Here is a 17,043-nt window from a genome sequence, read left to right as displayed (position 1 = left end):
AACGGAAAAAGATGATGGCGGCACAGAACAAAAGCCGGGCAGGGGGCCTTCACCTTTGGCGCAATGCGCGCTTGGCAACCATGGCCGAAGGCGACGCCGGACTGGGCATTGTCGACAAGGGCGCGATCGTCGCCCGTGACGGCGTCATCGTCTATGCCGGTCCGGAAGCCGACATGCCGTCAGCGTTGGCTCAGGGCGGCGAGACTACCGATTGCGAAGGCCGCTGGATCACGCCCGGCCTGATCGACTGCCACACCCATCTCATCCATGCCGGCAACCGTGCCAACGAGTTCGAGATGCGGCTGGCCGGCGCCACCTATGAAGAAGTCGCCCGTGCCGGCGGCGGCATCGTCTCCTCGGTCAAATCCCTGCGTGCCGCGAGCGAAGACGCACTGGTTGCGCAGACGCTGCCACGCCTCGATGCGCTGATGGCCGAGGGTGTCACCACGGTAGAGGTAAAGTCGGGTTACGGGCTCGATCTCGAAAATGAACAGAAGTCGCTTCGCGCCGCGCGGCAGCTGGACAAGCAACGCCCGGTCACGGTCCGCACCACCTTCCTCGGCGCGCATGCGCTGCCGCCGGAAGCAAAAGGCGACAAGGACGCTTTTGTCGATCTCGTCGCCAACACGATCCTGCCCGCAATCGCCGCCGAGGGCCTGGCTGACGCCGTAGACGGCTTTTGCGAGGGCATTGCCTTTTCGCCGGAACAGATTGCCCGCGTCTTCGACAAGGCCAAGGCGCTTGGCCTGCCGGTAAAGCTCCATGCCGACCAGCTGTCGAACCTGCGTGGCGCCGAACTTGCCGCCCGCTATGGCGCGCTGTCGGCCGACCATCTCGAATACACCGACGAGGCCGGCGCCGCAGCGATGGCCAAGGCCGGCACCGTGGCGACCATCCTGCCCGGCGCCTACTATTTCATCCGCGAAACCAGGAAGCCGCCGATCGGCCTGTTTCGCCAGCACGGCGTCAAGATGGCGGTCGCCACCGACAACAATCCCGGGACGTCGCCGCTGACCTCGCTGTTGCTGACCATGAACATGGCCGCGACGCTTTTCGGCCTGACCGTCGAGGAATGCCTGGCCGGCACCACTCGCGAGGCTGCCCGCGCGCTGGGATTGCTCGGCCAGACCGGCACGCTGGAGGCAGGAAAATCCGCCGACCTGGCGATCTGGGACGTCGAGCGTCCGGCCGAACTCGTCTACCGCATGGGCTTCAACCCGCTCCATGCCCGCATCTGGAGAGGACAATGACCGAACTTAACCTGAAGCCCGGCAATGCGACGCTGGCCGACTGGCGCGCTATCTATCGTGGCGCCATGCCGAAGCTCGACGCCTCCTGCCGGCCAAAAATCAAGGCCAGCGCCGAGGCTGTCGCCCGCATCGTCGCCAAGGGTGAGCCGGTCTATGGCATCAACACCGGCTTCGGCAAACTGGCCAGCGTCCGCATTCCGGCCGAGGATCTAGAGACCCTGCAACGCAACATCGTTTTGTCGCATGCCGCCGGCGTCGGCGAGCCGATGCCGGTCGCTGTGGTTCGGTTGATGATGGCGCTGAAGCTCGCCAGCCTGGCGCAGGGTGCGTCGGGCGTGCGGCCGCAAACCATCGAATTGCTGGAAGCGATGCTGGCCAACGACGTCATTCCCGTGGTGCCGGCGCAAGGCTCGGTCGGCGCCTCCGGCGATCTCGCGCCGCTGTCGCACATGACGGCAGTGATGATCCGCGTTGGCGAATGCTTTACCCCGCATGGCCGCTTCCCGGCCAAGGTCGCTTTCGTCTCGCACGGCCTGGAGCCGGTGACGCTGGGCGCCAAGGAAGGTCTGGCGCTGCTCAACGGCACGCAGTTCTCCACCGCCTATGCGTTGGCCGCTCTCTTCGAGGCCGAAGTGCTTTACCAGTCGGCGCTGGTCGCCGGCGCGCTGTCGACCGACGCCGCCAAGGGTTCGGACGCGCCCTTCGATCCGCGCATCCATCTCCTGCGCAAACATCCCGGCCAGATCGAGACGGCGGCAGCGCTGCGCAACCTGATGGCCGGCAGCGCCATTCGTGAATCGCACCGCGTCGGCGACGAGCGCGTGCAGGATCCGTACTGCCTGCGCTGCCAGCCGCAGGTGATGGGCGCCGCGCTCAGTGTGCTGCGTCAGGCCGCCGACACGCTTGGCACCGAGGCCAATGGCGTCACTGACAATCCGCTGATTTTCGCCGAGGACGACACAGCGCTCTCCGGCGGCAATTTCCACGCCGAGCCGGTGGCTTTCGCTGCCGACATGATCGCGCTTGCCGTCTGCGAGATCGGCTCGCTGTCGGAGCGCCGCATCGCCATGCTGGTAGACCCCGCGCTGTCCGGCATGCCGGCCTTCCTGACGCCGAAGCCCGGCCTGAACTCCGGCTTCATGATCCCGCAGGTGACGGCGGCGGCACTCGTTTCCGAAAACAAGCAGAAGGCCTATCCCGCGAGCGTCGATTCCATCCCGACCTCGGCCAACCAGGAAGACCACGTCTCGATGGCCGCACATGGCGCGCGCCGGCTGATCGGCATGGTCGAGAATGCGACAGCCGTCATCGGCATCGAACTCTTGGCCGCCGCGCAGGGCTGCGATTTCCATGCACCGCTGGCGTCGAGCGCGGCCCTTGAAGCCGTGCGCAAACTGGTCCGCGCAGAAGTGCCGCATCTCGACAACGACCGACATTTCCATCCCGATATGGAAAAGGCCATCGCCATGGTGCGCAGCGGCGCTGCCATCAAGGCTGCCGGCGCGGTGACACTGCCTTCGATTTCGGGAGTCTGACATGGCCGACTGGCTGACAGTGACGGAAGGCACGGCACCCCTGTTGGTGTCCATCCCGCACACGGGTATCGATCTCGCCGGCATCGACAATCGGCTGGTCTCGCCCTGGCTCGGCCGCCGCGATTGCGACTGGTGGATCGACAATCTCTACGATTTTGCCGCCGGCCTTGGCGCGACTGTCGTGCACACGTCGATCTCGCGCACCGTCATCGACGTCAACCGCGATCCCTCCGGCGCCTCGCTCTATCCCGGGCAGACGACAACGACGCTATGCCCGACCGAGACCTTCGACGGCGATCCGCTGTATCTGCCCGGCGCGGAACCGACGCCGTCGGAGATAGACCAGCGCCGCATAGCGTATTTCGTGCCCTACCATGAAATGCTGGCGGCCCAGGCCGTCAGGCTGCGCGGCCTGCATGAGAAGGTCGTCATTTACGATTGCCACTCGATCCGTTCGGTGCTGCCGCGGCTGTTCTATGGCACGCTGCCGGTGTTCAATCTCGGCACCAATGACGGCCAGACCGCGGATCCTACGCTGCAGGCGCTGGTTGGCCAGATCATGGCCGAGAGCGGTGAAAGCAATGTCATCAACGGCCGTTTCAAGGGCGGCTGGATCACCCGCTATTTCGGCAATCCGCAAGGCGGCTACCATGCGCTGCAGATGGAACTTGCCGATCGCGGCTATTTGCGCGAGCCCGAGGGCAAGGGCGAACCGGACAATTGGCCGGTGCCTTATGATGCCGAGTTCGCCGCGCCGATGCGCGCCACACTGACGAAAATCCTCCAATCCGCCATTGACTGGGCCGGGCGCTGAGACGCCGCCTTACTCCAAAGGGACAATGATGAACAATCCTCGCCACAACATCCGCGAAGTGCGCGCGCCCCGCGGCGACAAGCTCAACGCCAAATACTGGACGACCGAAGCGCCGCTGCGCATGCTGATGAACAACCTCGATCCCGATGTCGCCGAAAACCCCAATGAGCTCGTCGTCTATGGCGGCATCGGCCGGGCCGCGCGCACCTGGAACGATTTCGACAGCATCGTCGCCTCGTTGAAGACCCTCAATGAAGACGAGACGCTGCTGGTCCAGTCCGGCAAGCCGGTCGGCGTCTTCCGGACGCACACCGATGCGCCGCGCGTGCTGATCGCCAACTCCAACATCGTGCCGCATTGGGCGACTTGGGATAAATTCAACGAGCTCGATAAAAAAGGCCTGATGATGTACGGCCAGATGACGGCCGGCTCCTGGATCTATATCGGCACGCAAGGCATCGTGCAGGGCACCTACGAGACCTTCGTCGAGGCCGGCCGCCAGCACTACAATGGCAACCTTACGGGCAAATGGATCCTGACCGGCGGCCTCGGCGGCATGGGCGGCGCCCAGCCGCTTGCCGCCGTCATGGCCGGCGCCTGCTGCCTCGCCATCGAATGCAATCCGGACTCGATCGATTTCCGGCTGCGCACCCGCTATGTCGACGAGAAGGCCGAGACGCTCGACGAAGCGATGGAAATGATCGAGCGCTGGACCAAGGCCGGCGAGGCGAAGTCGGTCGGCCTGCTCGGCAATGCGGCCGACATCGTGCCGGAAATGTTCAAGCGGGGCATCCGCCCCGACATGGTCACCGACCAGACCTCGGCGCATGACCCGATCAACGGCTATCTGCCCAAGGGCTGGACGATGGCTGAGTGGCGCGAGAAGCGCGTCTCCGATCCCAAGGCTGTCGAGAAGGCCGCCCGCGCCTCAATGCGCGAGCATGTCGAGGCGATGGTCGCGTTCTGGAATGCCGGCGTGCCGACGCTCGACTATGGCAACAACATCCGCCAGGTCGCCAAGGACGAAGGCTTCGAGAACGCCTTTGCTTTCCCGGGTTTCGTGCCGGCCTATATAAGGCCGCTGTTCTGCCGTGGCATCGGCCCGTTCCGCTGGGCTGCTCTTTCGGGCGATCCCGAGGATATCTACAAGACGGACGCCAAGGTGCGCGAACTCACCCCCGGCAACACCCATCTGCACAACTGGCTGGACATGGCACGTGAGCGCATCGCCTTCCAGGGCCTGCCGGCGCGCATCTGCTGGGTCGGCCTCGGTGACCGCCACAGGCTGGGCCTCGCCTTCAACGAGATGGTGGCCAGGGGCGAACTCAAGGCGCCCGTCGTCATCGGCCGCGACCACCTCGATTCCGGCTCAGTGGCTTCGCCCAACCGCGAGACGGAAGCGATGAAGGACGGCTCCGACGCCGTCTCCGACTGGCCGCTGCTCAATGCGTTGCTCAACACCGCGTCGGGCGCAACCTGGGTGTCGCTGCATCATGGCGGTGGCGTCGGCATGGGCTTCTCGCAGCATGCCGGCATGGTCATCGTCGCCGACGGCACGCCGGACGCCGCAAGGCGCCTGCAGCGCGTGTTGTGGAACGATCCGGCGACAGGCGTCATGCGCCACGCCGATGCCGGCTACGACATCGCCATCGAGTGCGCGAAGGAGCACCAGCTCAATCTGCCCGGTATTCTAGGCTGATTGGCTTAAATGATGCGCATCCTATGGGCCGCCGACTACCGGGTCATGCCGTGGAAGAATGGCGGCGGCACGACCACCGAGATCGCCGTCTCGCCGGACGGCGCCGGGCTGGACGATTTCGACTGGCGCGTTTCGATGGCGCGAGTCGAGGATAGCGGGCCGTTCTCGGGCTTTGCCGGCGTCGACCGCACGCTGGCCGTGCTGGAAGGCGAGGGCATCGTCCTCGACATTGCTGGCCGGCGGCCGGCCGAAGTGACGGCGGCTTCCGCCCCGCTGTCCTTCCCGGCCGATGTGCCGACCACGGCCGCGCTGATCTCCGGTCCGATCACCGACCTCAACGTCATGACCCGCCGCGGGCGGGCAACGCACTCGGTCCAGCGTCTGATAGTTTCGGTTCCGACCGATATCCGGCCGACCAGCGCTATGACCCTGATCCTGCCGTTCGACGGTGAGGTCGGCGTGACCGGCGCGACATCGTCGCGCCTTGGACCTCGCGACACGCTGTTGCTCGGACCGCAGGCCGCGAAACTGCGGCTTGAACCGGTGCGGCCGACGACCGTGTTCGTCATCCGGATAGCCAGGCTGGGCAGCCGCACCGCCAGCACAACGATTAACGCCTGTTGCCAAACATGATCGCACGCCGGAGAAATCTGGCGTAAGCTGTTGTCTGGATCACGAAAAAGCCCGAATCCTTCCGTCGTTCCAAGGCGGACGGGAGGGCAGGGGTGCTCGTCCTTAAGTTGTCGAAAGCCCCACTTAAAATGTCGAAGGGATAACGCCTCTGGCGTGGTGCGAAGCAAAACTTTCGGCCAGTGTAATCATGCAACCAATTGCATTTGAATCGGTTTTAGGGACATTGCCGTGGCGGTGGCGCCGCATCGCGTCCCCCATGCGGAATTTTCAATGAATATCCAGACAAATCCTGCCCATATCGAAAAGTCCAGCGCCGGCTTCCCGGTCATCACCGAAGAGCCGATACGCTCCAATTTCCTGCCCGAAGAGCGGCTGCGCGCGCTGGGCGAAAGCCTTGCCAAGGGCGACATCAAGGACCTGTTCGGCCTGACGCCGTTCGATTTCCAGGCCCGCATCCGCGACAGCGCCAAGAAAATCCTCGAAGTCTACCGCTCGACCAATGCCGCCCAGGCCAAGGGCGAAACCATCACGCCTGCCGCGCAATGGCTGCTCGACAACAATTATCTCGTCGAGGAGACCATTTTTCAGGTCAAGCGCGACCTGCCGCGCCGTTTCTACCGGCAGTTGCCGACCCTGGAAGTGGCCGATCGCGCCGCGGTGCCGCGCGCGCTGGCGCTGGCCTGGAGCTATGTCGCCCATTCCGACAGTTCGGTTTCGGCGACCATGTTCAAATCCATCGTCGAGGGTTTTCAGTCGGTCGAGCCGCTCAAGATCGGCGAGCTCTGGGCGCTGCCGTCGCTGCTGCGCTTCGTTTTGATCGAGAATCTGCGCCGCATCGCCGTGCGCGTCGACCGCACCAGGCAGATGCGCCATATCGCCAACGAGGTCGCCGACCGCGTGCTGGCGACCGACGACAATGCAGACCGCCGGAAGATCCTGTCGGGCTACGGCGCGCATGCGCAGGACACCACCTTCGCCACCCAGTTGCTCTACCGCCTGCGCGACGGCTCGCAGAATGCCGGCAGGGCGCTGGAATGGCTGGAGGTCGAGCTCGAGAAAACCGGCTCCGACGCCGAGGAAATCATCATTTCCGAGCATCGCACGCTGTCCAGCGGCAATGTCACCACCGGCAACATCATCCGCGGCCTGCGCCTCATCAACGACGTCGACTGGACGGTGTGGTTCGAGGGCGTCAGCCGCATCGACACGCTGTTGCGCGAGCGCACCGATTTCGCCGCGCTCGATTTCTTTTCGCGCGACCAGTACCGCACGTCGATCGAGCAACTGGCGCGCCGTTCCGACCTGTCCGAATTCCGTGTCGCCGAAAAGGCCATCGAGCTGGCCAGCCATGTTCCCGGGGTCACCGATGCCTCCGGCGTGCCGGATGCATCAGCCGATCCGGCCATGCATACCGATGTCGGCTTCTTCCTGGTCGGCCCGCGCCGGCCGGATCTGGAAAAGGCGATCGGCTATCGGCCGCCCTTCCATGTGACCTTCAAGCGCGCCTTCACCGCCACGGGCTGGCTCGGCATCGTTGTGCCGGTCTTCCTGCTGACGGTGCTGCTGCTGGTTGTCGCCGGCAATGCGCTTGCCCATCTCGGCCTGTCGGTGGAATCCATCACGCTGATGCTGGCGCTGTTTGCGGTGCCTGCCAGCGAAGGCGCGCTCGCCTTCTTCAACACCGTTGTTTCACTGTTCCTGAAGCCGACGCGGCTCGTCGGCTATGATTACAAGCACGGCATTCCGGCGGCATCACGCACCTTGGTCGTGGTGCCGTCGCTGATCGGCTCGCGCGATGATGTCGAGGAAAACATCCGCAACATCGAGGTGCATCACCTCGCCAACACGGCCGAAGAAATCCATTTCGCGCTGCTGTCCGACTGGCCGGATTCCAAGACCGAGATCGACGCCGCCGACATCGAGATCCTGCAATATGCGCGCGACGAGATCGCCAGGCTCAATGCCCGTTATCCCTCGGAAGGCGCGCCGCGTTTCTATATCCTGCATCGCCGCCGGCTCTACAACCAGGCGCAGGGCGCCTGGATGGGCTGGGAGCGCAAGCGCGGCAAGCTGCATGAGCTGAACCTTCTCTTGCGCGGCGACAGCGACACCACCTTCCTGCCGCTCGACGTGCCGCTGCCGGAAAAGGTCGTCTATGTCATGACGCTCGACGCCGACACGCGCACCACGCGCGACGCCGTGTCGTCACTGGTCGGCAAGCTCGCCCATCCGCTCAACCGCCCGCATTTCGACGCGACAAAGCGCGTCGTTACCGCCGGCTACACCATTCTGCAGCCGCGCATCACAGCCTCGCTCACCAGCGGCGACGACGCTTCTTTCTTCCAGCGCGTCTTCTCGTCCAACAGCGGTCTCGATCCTTACGTCTTTGCCGTCTCGGATCTCTACCAGGACGTCTTCAGCGACGGCTCCTTCACCGGCAAGGGCCTTTATCACGTCGACGCTTTCGAGGCGGCGCTGCAGGGCCGCATCGAGGAAAACACCGTCCTCAGCCACGATCTGCTCGAAGGTGCGCTGGCGCGCGCAGCACTTGTCACCGACGTCGAACTGGTCGAGGACTATCCTACCCGCTACTCGGTCGACGCCTCGCGCCACCACCGCTGGGCGCGCGGCGACTGGCAGCTGCTGCGCTTCATCTTCTCGCCGCGTTCCGGCGTGCCGGCGCTGTCGCGCTGGAAGATGGTCGACAATCTGCGCCGCTCGCTGACCCCGATCTTCTGGGTGATGGCGGCGATCGCCGGCTGGACGCTGCTGCCCTTCACGCAGGCCGCGCAGTGGCAGGCGCTGCTGATCCTGTCGCTGTTCATGGCGCCGACCTTCGATGTCGTCAACGCCATCCTGCCCAAGAGCGGCGACCAGACGCCGCGCGGCCATTTCTCCGCGCTGGCGCACGACACCGTCTTCGGCACGGCCCTTGTGGCGCTGAAAGTGCTGTTGATGGCGCACAATGCCTGGATGATGGGCGACGCCATCGTGCGCACGCTCTACCGCCTGTTCGTCAGCCGCCAGAACCTGCTGGAATGGCGCACCGCGTCGCAGGCGCACAAGGGCGGCGACAACGATATCGGCTCCTATTACAGCATGATGTATGGCGCCGTGATCATCGGCGTCGTCGGTCTCGCTATCCCCGTGCTGGCCGATTCCACCGGTGCCTTCGTCGCCTTCTTCTTCGCTCTGTTCTGGATCGGTTCGCCGGCGGTTGCCTGCTGGATCAGCCGCTCGGCCGAGACCGAGGACCGCCTGCGCATATCGCAGGCCGACATCCACGCGCTGCGCACCGTGGCGCGCCGCACCTGGCATTATTTCGAAACCTTCGTCACGGCCGAGCACCACAATCTGCCGCCCGACAATTTCCAGGAAAGCCCGGCGCCCGTTGTAGCGCCGCGGACGTCGCCGACCAATATCGGCGTCTACCTGCTGTCGGTGGTGTCGGCACGCGATTTCGGCTGGATTGCGCTCTCCGACGCCATCACCCGGATCGACGCCACGATGACGACCATCGAGAGCATGCCGCGCAACCGTGGCCACCTCTTCAACTGGTACGACACCACGACGCTCAAACCGCTCTATCCGCTCTACATCTCCGCCGTCGACAGCGGCAATCTCGCCGGACATCTGGTCGCGGTGGCGGCTGCCTGCGCCGAATGGGCGGAAGCCCCGTCCGTTCACCTGCAGGGCGATTTCGAAGGCGTCCTCGACACGGTGAGTATCCTCGACGAGAGCCTCGAGGAATTGCCTGACGACCGCCGGCAACTGCGGCCGTTGCGCCAGCGTCTGGCCGATCGCCTCGATGGCATGCGGCGCGCCGTCATGACCATCAAGGCGCAGCCGGAGATGGCCTCGATCCGCACGATCAACCTGGCCGTGCTTGCCGGCGAGATCCGCAAGCTCGCCACCGCCATCCACACCGAGGCCGGATCGCAGCGGAGCGACATTATCGCCGACTGGGCGGCCCGGCTGGAAGCGACCTGCGAGGCGCATGTGCATGACTCGCACAGCGACGAAAACGCCGTCGAAGCCTTGCGCGCCAAGCTGCTGGCGCTGCGCGAACGCTGCCGCCGCTATGCCTTCGAGATGGATTTCTCTTTCCTGATGCGTCAGGAGCGCAAACTGCTCTCGATCGGCTACCGGGTCGAGGAGCACCAGCTCGACGAGAGCTGCTACGATCTGCTCGCCTCCGAGGCGCGGCTGACCAGCCTGTTCGCCATCGCCAAGGGTGACCTGCCGACGGAGCATTGGTTCCGGCTTGGAAGGCCGATCGTCGAGATCGGCTTCCAGGGTGCGCTGATGTCCTGGTCGGGCTCGATGTTCGAGTATCTGATGCCGCCTTTGGTAATGAAGGAGCCGCAGGGGTCGATCCTCAACCAGACCAGCAAGCTGATCATCAAGCGCCAGATCCAGTACGCGCGTTCGAAGAACGTGCCCTGGGGCATTTCGGAAGCGGCCTACAATGCCCGCGACCGCGAACTGACCTACCAGTATACCAATTTCGGCGTGCCCGGACTTGGCCTCAAGCGTGGCCTTGGCCAGAACACGGTGATCGCGCCTTACGCCACGATCCTCGCGGCGCAGTTCACACCGCGCGAATCCGTCCAGAATCTGGCCAGGCTGCGCTCCATCGGCGCTCTCGGCCGGCATGGCTTTTACGACGCCGTCGACTTCACGCCGCAGCGCGTGCCGGAAGGCACCGACCATGCCGTTGTCCTGAACTACATGGCGCATCACTCCGGCATGTCGATCGCCGCCGTTGCCGACGCCATCTTCGAGGGCCGGCTGCGCGACCGCTTCCATAGCGATCCGGTGATCGAGTCTGCCGAACTCCTGCTGCAGGAGAGGGCGCCGCGCGACATCCCGACCGCCACGGTCAGGACCGAAGCCGACGAGCGTTCGAAGGACGAGACCGAGGTCGAGAGCCCGGACTCGCGCATTATCCTCGACCCGCTGAGGGCGTTGCGCGCCACCAGCGTCATGTCCAATGGCCGCTACTCCGTCATGGTCTCGGCCACCGGTTCCGGTTACAGCCGCTGGGGCGAACTCGCCGTCACCCGTTGGCAGCCCGACCCGACCGAAGACCGGCTCGGCTCCTACATCTTCCTGCGCGACGCCGGCAGCGGCGACTGGTGGTCGGCCACCGCAGAGCCGAAGCAGGCGACCGGCGAGAGAGTGCAAACGCTGTTTTCCGACGACAAGGCGAGCTTCGTCAAAACAGTGGGCTCGCTGCGTTCGGAGGTCGAATGCATCGTCATCTCGGAAGGCAATGGCGAGGGACGGCGCGTCACGCTCTACAACGACGGCGCCACTGACCGGCATATCGAGGTGACCTCCTTTGCCGAGCTGGTGCTGGGCAACGAAGCCTCCGACAATGCCCATCCTGCGTTCTCGAAAATGTTTATCGAGACCGAGATCGCTGCCAATAACGGCGCCATCTTTGCCACCAGGCGCAAGCGCGACAAGAACGAGCCTGACGTCACCATGGTGCATTTCGTCACCGATCCGTCCGGGTCGGCGCGCGATGCCGAGGCCGAAACCGACCGCCGTGCCTTCATCGGCCGTGGCCGTACCATCGCGGAAGCGGCGGCCTTCGATCCCGGCGCCAAGCTTGGCGGTCACCACGGCTTCACCCTCGATCCGGTAGCGGCCCTGCGCCGCCAGGTGCGGGTGCCGGCCAACAAGAAGATATCGCTGACCTTCTGGACCGCCGTCGGCGCCAACCGCGCCGAACTGGACGAGGCCATCGCCAGGCTCGACCATCCCGAAAGTTTTGCTCGCCAGGCGATGCTTGCCTGGACGCGTTCGCAGGTGCAGACCCGCCATCTTGGTCTCAGCCTGACCGACGCCGCCAACGTGCAGAAGCTGGCGCGCTTCCTGATCTATCCCGATCCGTTCCTGCGCCTTCCCGGCGAATCCATCGCTTCGGGGCTGGGCAAGCAGTCCAGCCTGTGGCCGACCAGCATTTCGGGCGATTTCCCGATCTTCCTGGTCCGCATCGGCGACGTGGCCGACCTCGAAATTGTCGCCCAGGCGCTGCGCTTCCAGGAGTATATGCGCGCCCGCGGCATGATGATCGACTTCGTGGTCGTCAACGAGCAGGCATCGTCCTATGTCCAGGACCTGCAGCGCGCGGTCGAGACGCTGTGCGAAAACAGCCGCCTGCGCGGCAAGGAACTCGGGCCGCGCCAGCACATCTTCGCCGTGCGCCGCGACCTGATGGACGAGGCGACGTACAAGACGCTGCTGGCGGTTGCCCGCGTGGTTCTGCACACGCGCAACGGCACCATCTTCGACCAGATCGAACGCGCCGAGGCGGCAGCCTTGCAAGCACGCGATGCCCTGCAGCCGGTGGCCCCCGCGTCGCTGCGCGAGCCGTCTCTGCCGGTGCCGGCGGCGCCTGCATACCATGCCGCGTCCGACAGCAGCGCCGACGGCAGCGGCCTCAGCCAATGGAACGGCTTTGGCGGTTTCGAGGGCGACGGCCGCCACTATGTCACCCGCCTTGCCGGGCGGCGCTCGACGCCGCAGCCCTGGATCAACGTCGTCTCGAACGCCTCGTTCGGATTCCATGTCTCGGCCGAAGGCGCTGCCTTCACCTGGAGCCGCAACAGCCGCGATTACCAGCTGACGCCATGGTCGAACGATCCGGTCACCAACCGGCCGGGCGAGGGCATCTACATCTACGATCAGGCCAGCGGCAAGGCATTCTCGCCGCTGGCTGCCGTGGTCCGCGATCCCTCGATGACCTATGAGACATGGCACGGCCAGGGCTTCTCCACCTTCCGGTCCAAACGCGGCCCGCTGTCGATGGATCTGACGCACGTCGTCGATCCCGTCGATCCAGTGAAGATCACGCGGCTGCGCATCCAGAACTCAGGCTCGGCGCCGGCGCGGCTGCGCGTCTATGCCTATGCCGAATGGGTCCTCGGCAGCCATCGCTCGAGCACGGCTGCGACCATCATCCCGTCCAGGGATCCAGCGACTGGCGCGCTTCTGGCGCAAAACCCCTACGGTCTCGATTTCGGCGACCGGGTGGCCTTCCTGGCCGCCACTGGTCCGGTGCATTCGGTGACAGCCGATCGCGGCGAGTTCATCGGCAGGCATGGCACCAGCGCCTTCCCGCACGCCGTCGTCAGCGGCGCCGGCCTGTCGGGCCGCGTCGAGGCCGGCGACGATCCGTGCGCAGCTGTCGCCAGCGACATCGACATCCCCGCCGGCGGCGACGTCACGCTGGTCTGGCTGCTTGGCGACGCCGCCACATCAGCCGAGGCGAGCGCGTTGGTGCAGACCCATTCGGGCAAGGATTTCGACCAGCGGCTGGCCGACAATGAACGCGTCTGGCGCGGCTTCCTCGACACCATCCAGGTCGAGACGCCCGACAAGGCGCTCGACGCCATGGTCAATCACTGGCTGCCCTATCAGAGCCTGGCCTGCCGCATCCGCGCCCGCTCGGCCTTTTATCAGGCAAGCGGCGCCTTCGGCTTCCGCGACCAGCTGCAGGACACGCTGGCCCTGCTTGCGCATGATCCGAAACTGGCGCGCGACCAGATCCTCAATGCGGCGCGCCGGCAGTTCCCCGAAGGCGATGTCCAGCATTGGTGGTTGCCGCGCACCGACGCCGGCGTGCGCACCATGATCTCCGACGATGTGGTCTGGCTGGCGCATGCCACCAATCGCTACATCGAGGTGACCGGCGATACAGGGATCCTGAAGGAGCAGCTGCCTTTCATCGACGGGCAGGTGCTGGGCGAGGGCGAGCACGACGCCTTCTTCACGCCGGAAATCTCCAAGACGAACGCTTCGCTCTACGACCATTGCGCGCGCGCGCTCGACCTTGCGGTCAAGCGCAGCAGCCCGGCCGGGCTGCCGCTGATCCTCGGCGGCGACTGGAACGACGGCATGAACCGCGTCGGCGAAGCCGGCAAGGGGGAGAGTGTCTGGCTCGGCTGGTTCCTTTTGAAGACGCTGGGCGACTTTACCACCGTGGCCAAGGGGCAGGGCGACACCAAGCGGGCGCAGGCCTGGACAAAACACGCCGATGTGCTGAAGCGGGCGCTGGAAAGCACCGCCTGGGACGGCCAGTGGTATCGCCGCGGCAGCTACGATGACGGCACGCCGCTTGGCTCGCACAATTCGGACGAGTGCAAGATCGACTCCATCGCGCAGTCGTGGAGCGTGCTCTCCGGCGAGGGCGACCCCGCGCGCTCGACCACGGCGATGCAGCAGGCGACGAACCTGCTGGTCGACGACAAGCTCAAGATCGTCAAACTGTTTACCCCGGCCTTCCAGAACACGAGAAAGGACCCTGGTTACATCAAGAGTTATCCGCCGGGCGTGCGCGAGAACGGCGGCCAGTACACCCATGCGGCGACCTGGTTCGTGATCGCGCTCGCCGAAATGGGCCGCACCGACGATGCCTATCGCTGCTTCTCGATGCTGAACCCGGTCAACCATGCGCTCGACGATGCATCGGCCGAGCATTATCGCGTCGAGCCGTACGTCGTCGCCGCCGACATCTATTCCGGTGAGGACAAGGGCGGTCGCGGCGGCTGGACCTGGTATACGGGCTCAGCGGGATGGCTCTACCGTGCTGCGGTCGAAGGCATTCTGGGCATTGAGCGGCGGGGCAAGCAGATCACGTTCCGGCCGAAACTGCCCAGCCATTGGGACGGCTATTCTGCAACGCTGAAGATGCTGGGGGCGGAGGTCAAGGTTCGCGTCATCCGCGACAAAAAGGCCAAATCCATCTCGCTCGAAGTCAATGGAACCAAGACAAAGTCTTCCGGTTTTCAGCCGAAGGCCGGCGACAAGACCGAGGTGGTCGTCAAGATACCCGCGTAAAATCAAGGGCTTCAGATTGTTGACGCGCGCCTTTCGAGGCGCGCGTTTTCTACTTGGGCATGCTCGTGGCGCAGTACGGCGTACCTTCCCGGATACCGGCGGGCCAAGCGTGCAGTGACTAAAAATGTGGCAGCGCCAGATGCTGCCATGATTTTGCCGCAAGACTGACATTTCACCTTTTATCTCAAACCGTTAGGTGATCACGGCAGATTTCGCAACGTCGTCATCTTTTGTTCGCAGAATGGGAACGGAAGAGGTAGACGGGCATTGTTTTGCGACCCGTTAACCGGTACGTGTCAAGAAATGGTGCGGTGCACAATAATGTTTTGGGCGGAGTAGCTGAAGTGTCACTTCTGCAAATCTACTGGAGAGCGCTGGGTTATCTCGCAGCCGACAGGAAGCGCGTTGCGTTTATCTGCGGTGCGAATGTCGCGCTCGCCATTATCGCCATCCTCGAGCCGATCATGTTCGGCCGGGTAATCGACGCCATCTCCGATAAGGGTTCGGTGTTTTCGACGCTGGCGCTGTGGGCCGGTCTCGGCGCCTTTAACATCGTCGCCTTCGTGCTGGTGGCGCGCGGCGCCGACCGTTTTGCCCACAAGCGGCGCAGCGAGGTGCTGTGCCAGTCGTTCGAGCGCGTGATCACCATGCCGCTCGCCTGGCACCACCAGCGCGGCACCTCCAACGCGCTGCACACGCTGCTGCGCGCCGTCGAGACGCTGTTCAGCCTGTGGCTTGAATTCATGCGCCAGCATCTGTCGACGGCGGTTGCGCTGGCTCTGCTGATTCCGACCGCGATAAGCATGGATCTGCGCATGTCGCTGGTGCTGATGGCGCTGGGCGTTCTCTATGTCGGCATCGGCCGGCTTGTGATGAAGCGCACCAAGGCGGGCCAGGCCGCGGTCGAGCGCCACTACCATCAGGTGTTCGCGCATGTGACCGACTCGGTCAGCAATGTCGCCGTGCTGCAGAGCTACAACCGTCTCGGCCACGAGGCCGATACGCTGCGCCGCTATGTCAAGAACCTGCTCGACGCGCAGAACCCGGTGCTCGACTGGTGGGCGATGGCCAATGCGCTGCACCGCCTGTCGTCGACCATTTCGATGATGGTTGTGCTTTTGATCGGCGCCTATCTGGTCACCCATGGCCAGCTCAAGATCGGCGACGTCATCGCCTTCACCGGCTTTGCCACGCTGCTGATTGCCCGCCTCGACCAGATGTCGGCTTTCGCCAACCAGATTTCCGAAGCCCGCGCCAAGCTCGAGGACTTCTATCACCTCGAGGATTCGGCCGCCGACTCCGCCGAGCCGGACGGCTTGCGCGACCTCACCAACGTCACCGGCCATGTCCGCTTCGAGAATGTCGGCTTCGAGTTTGCCAATTCGCGGCAGGGCGTCGACGACGTCTCCTTCGAGGTCCAGGCCGGGCAGACGGTTGCCATCGTCGGCCCGACCGGCGCCGGCAAGACGACGCTGATCAACCTCTTGCAGCGCGTCTTCTCGCCGTCTCATGGCCGTATCCTGATCGACGGCATCGACACCCGCACGGTGACCCGCAAGTCGCTGCGTCATTCGATCGCCACCGTCTTCCAGGATGCCGGCCTGCTCAACCGCTCGATCGAGGACAACATCCGCGTCGGTCGTGCCGAGGCGACTTATGACGAGGTTCACGCCGCCGCCAACGCGGCTGCCGCGCAGGATTTCATCCTTGCCAAGAGCGCCGGTTACGACACCGTCGTTGGCGAGCGCGGCGGCCAGCTTTCGGGCGGCGAGCGTCAGCGCATCGCCATTGCCCGCGCCGTGCTCAAGGACGCACCGATCCTGGTGCTCGACGAGGCAACGAGCGCGCTCGATGTCGAGACCGAGGACCGCGTCAAGGAAGCCATCGACGAACTGAGGCGCAACCGCACCACCTTCATCATCGCCCACCGCCTGACCACCGTCCGCGACGCCGACCTGGTCGTGTTCATGGACAAGGGCAAGGTGGTCGAGATGGGCGGCTTCGCCGAACTGTCGCTGCGCAATGGCCGTTTCGCCAGCCTGCTGCGCGCCGGCGGCCTGCTCAACGACGAGGAAGTCCGCCGTCTCAGCCGCACGGTGAATATCGAAGCTGCGTAAGCTTTTTTACCTCCCCCTTGTGGGGAGGTCGGACCGAAGGTCCGGGTGGGGTAGTGCCCGCCACCCCACCCCGCTGCTTTGCAGCGACCCTCCCCACAAGGGGGAGGGTAAGCACTGCGACAACCGCTCGATTGCCCCGAACGCG

7 protein-coding genes are annotated in these 17,043 nt (G+C 64.7%); all 7 read left to right on the top strand.

The window, feature by feature from the left end; all coding sequences use genetic code 11:
- Window positions 1-14 precede the first annotated feature (14 nt).
- Window positions 15-1,250, top strand: coding sequence for an imidazolonepropionase (hutI, locus tag NKJ77_RS17255; protein ID WP_031209675.1), 1,236 nt, complete (start codon window positions 15-17; stop codon window positions 1,248-1,250).
- On the top strand, window positions 1,247-2,785 hold the full coding sequence (gene hutH, locus NKJ77_RS17250) for a histidine ammonia-lyase (RefSeq protein WP_352535509.1): 1,539 nt from the start codon (window positions 1,247-1,249) through the stop codon (window positions 2,783-2,785). The genes hutI and hutH overlap by 4 nt, the downstream gene beginning before the upstream one ends.
- Window position 2,786: 1 nt before the next feature.
- Window positions 2,787-3,599, top strand: a complete 813-nt coding sequence (gene hutG / locus NKJ77_RS17245) for an N-formylglutamate deformylase (RefSeq protein WP_352535508.1) — start codon at window positions 2,787-2,789, stop codon at window positions 3,597-3,599.
- A 28-nt stretch (window positions 3,600-3,627) separates the two neighbouring features.
- Complete coding sequence (gene hutU / locus NKJ77_RS17240; protein WP_023705777.1) at window positions 3,628-5,298, top strand: urocanate hydratase; 1,671 nt, start codon at window positions 3,628-3,630, stop codon at window positions 5,296-5,298.
- A 12-nt stretch (window positions 5,299-5,310) separates the two neighbouring features.
- On the top strand, window positions 5,311-5,931 hold the full coding sequence (locus NKJ77_RS17235; RefSeq protein ID WP_352535516.1) for a HutD/Ves family protein: 621 nt from the start codon (window positions 5,311-5,313) through the stop codon (window positions 5,929-5,931).
- A 270-nt stretch (window positions 5,932-6,201) separates the two neighbouring features.
- Window positions 6,202-14,781 carry a glycoside hydrolase family 94 protein gene (locus tag NKJ77_RS17230; RefSeq protein WP_352535507.1) on the top strand — a complete coding sequence of 2,860 codons (8,580 nt, stop codon included), beginning with the start codon at window positions 6,202-6,204 and terminating at the stop codon, window positions 14,779-14,781.
- 344 nt (window positions 14,782-15,125) lie between these two features.
- Entirely contained in the window at window positions 15,126-16,898 is a 1,773-nt protein-coding gene (locus tag NKJ77_RS17225; protein ID WP_023672897.1) for a glucan ABC transporter ATP-binding protein/ permease, read from the top strand.
- Window positions 16,899-17,043 lie beyond the last annotated feature (145 nt).

The organism is Mesorhizobium sp. M0052 (assembly GCF_040323255.1).
Classification (GTDB): Bacteria; Pseudomonadota; Alphaproteobacteria; order Rhizobiales; family Rhizobiaceae; genus Mesorhizobium.
Note: the sequence above shows the minus strand (reverse complement) of the source record. Positions and strands in the feature narration are given on the sequence as shown.

Coding starts and splice junctions, on each gene's coding strand:
- hutI (WP_031209675.1), top strand. CDS start 15: ATGGCGGCACAGAACAAAAGCCGGGCAGGGGGCCTTCACCTTTGGCGC.
- hutH (WP_352535509.1), top strand. CDS start 1,247: ATGACCGAACTTAACCTGAAGCCCGGCAATGCGACGCTGGCCGACTGG.
- hutG (WP_352535508.1), top strand. CDS start 2,787: ATGGCCGACTGGCTGACAGTGACGGAAGGCACGGCACCCCTGTTGGTG.
- hutU (WP_023705777.1), top strand. CDS start 3,628: ATGAACAATCCTCGCCACAACATCCGCGAAGTGCGCGCGCCCCGCGGC.
- NKJ77_RS17235 (WP_352535516.1), top strand. CDS start 5,311: ATGCGCATCCTATGGGCCGCCGACTACCGGGTCATGCCGTGGAAGAAT.
- NKJ77_RS17230 (WP_352535507.1), top strand. CDS start 6,202: ATGAATATCCAGACAAATCCTGCCCATATCGAAAAGTCCAGCGCCGGC.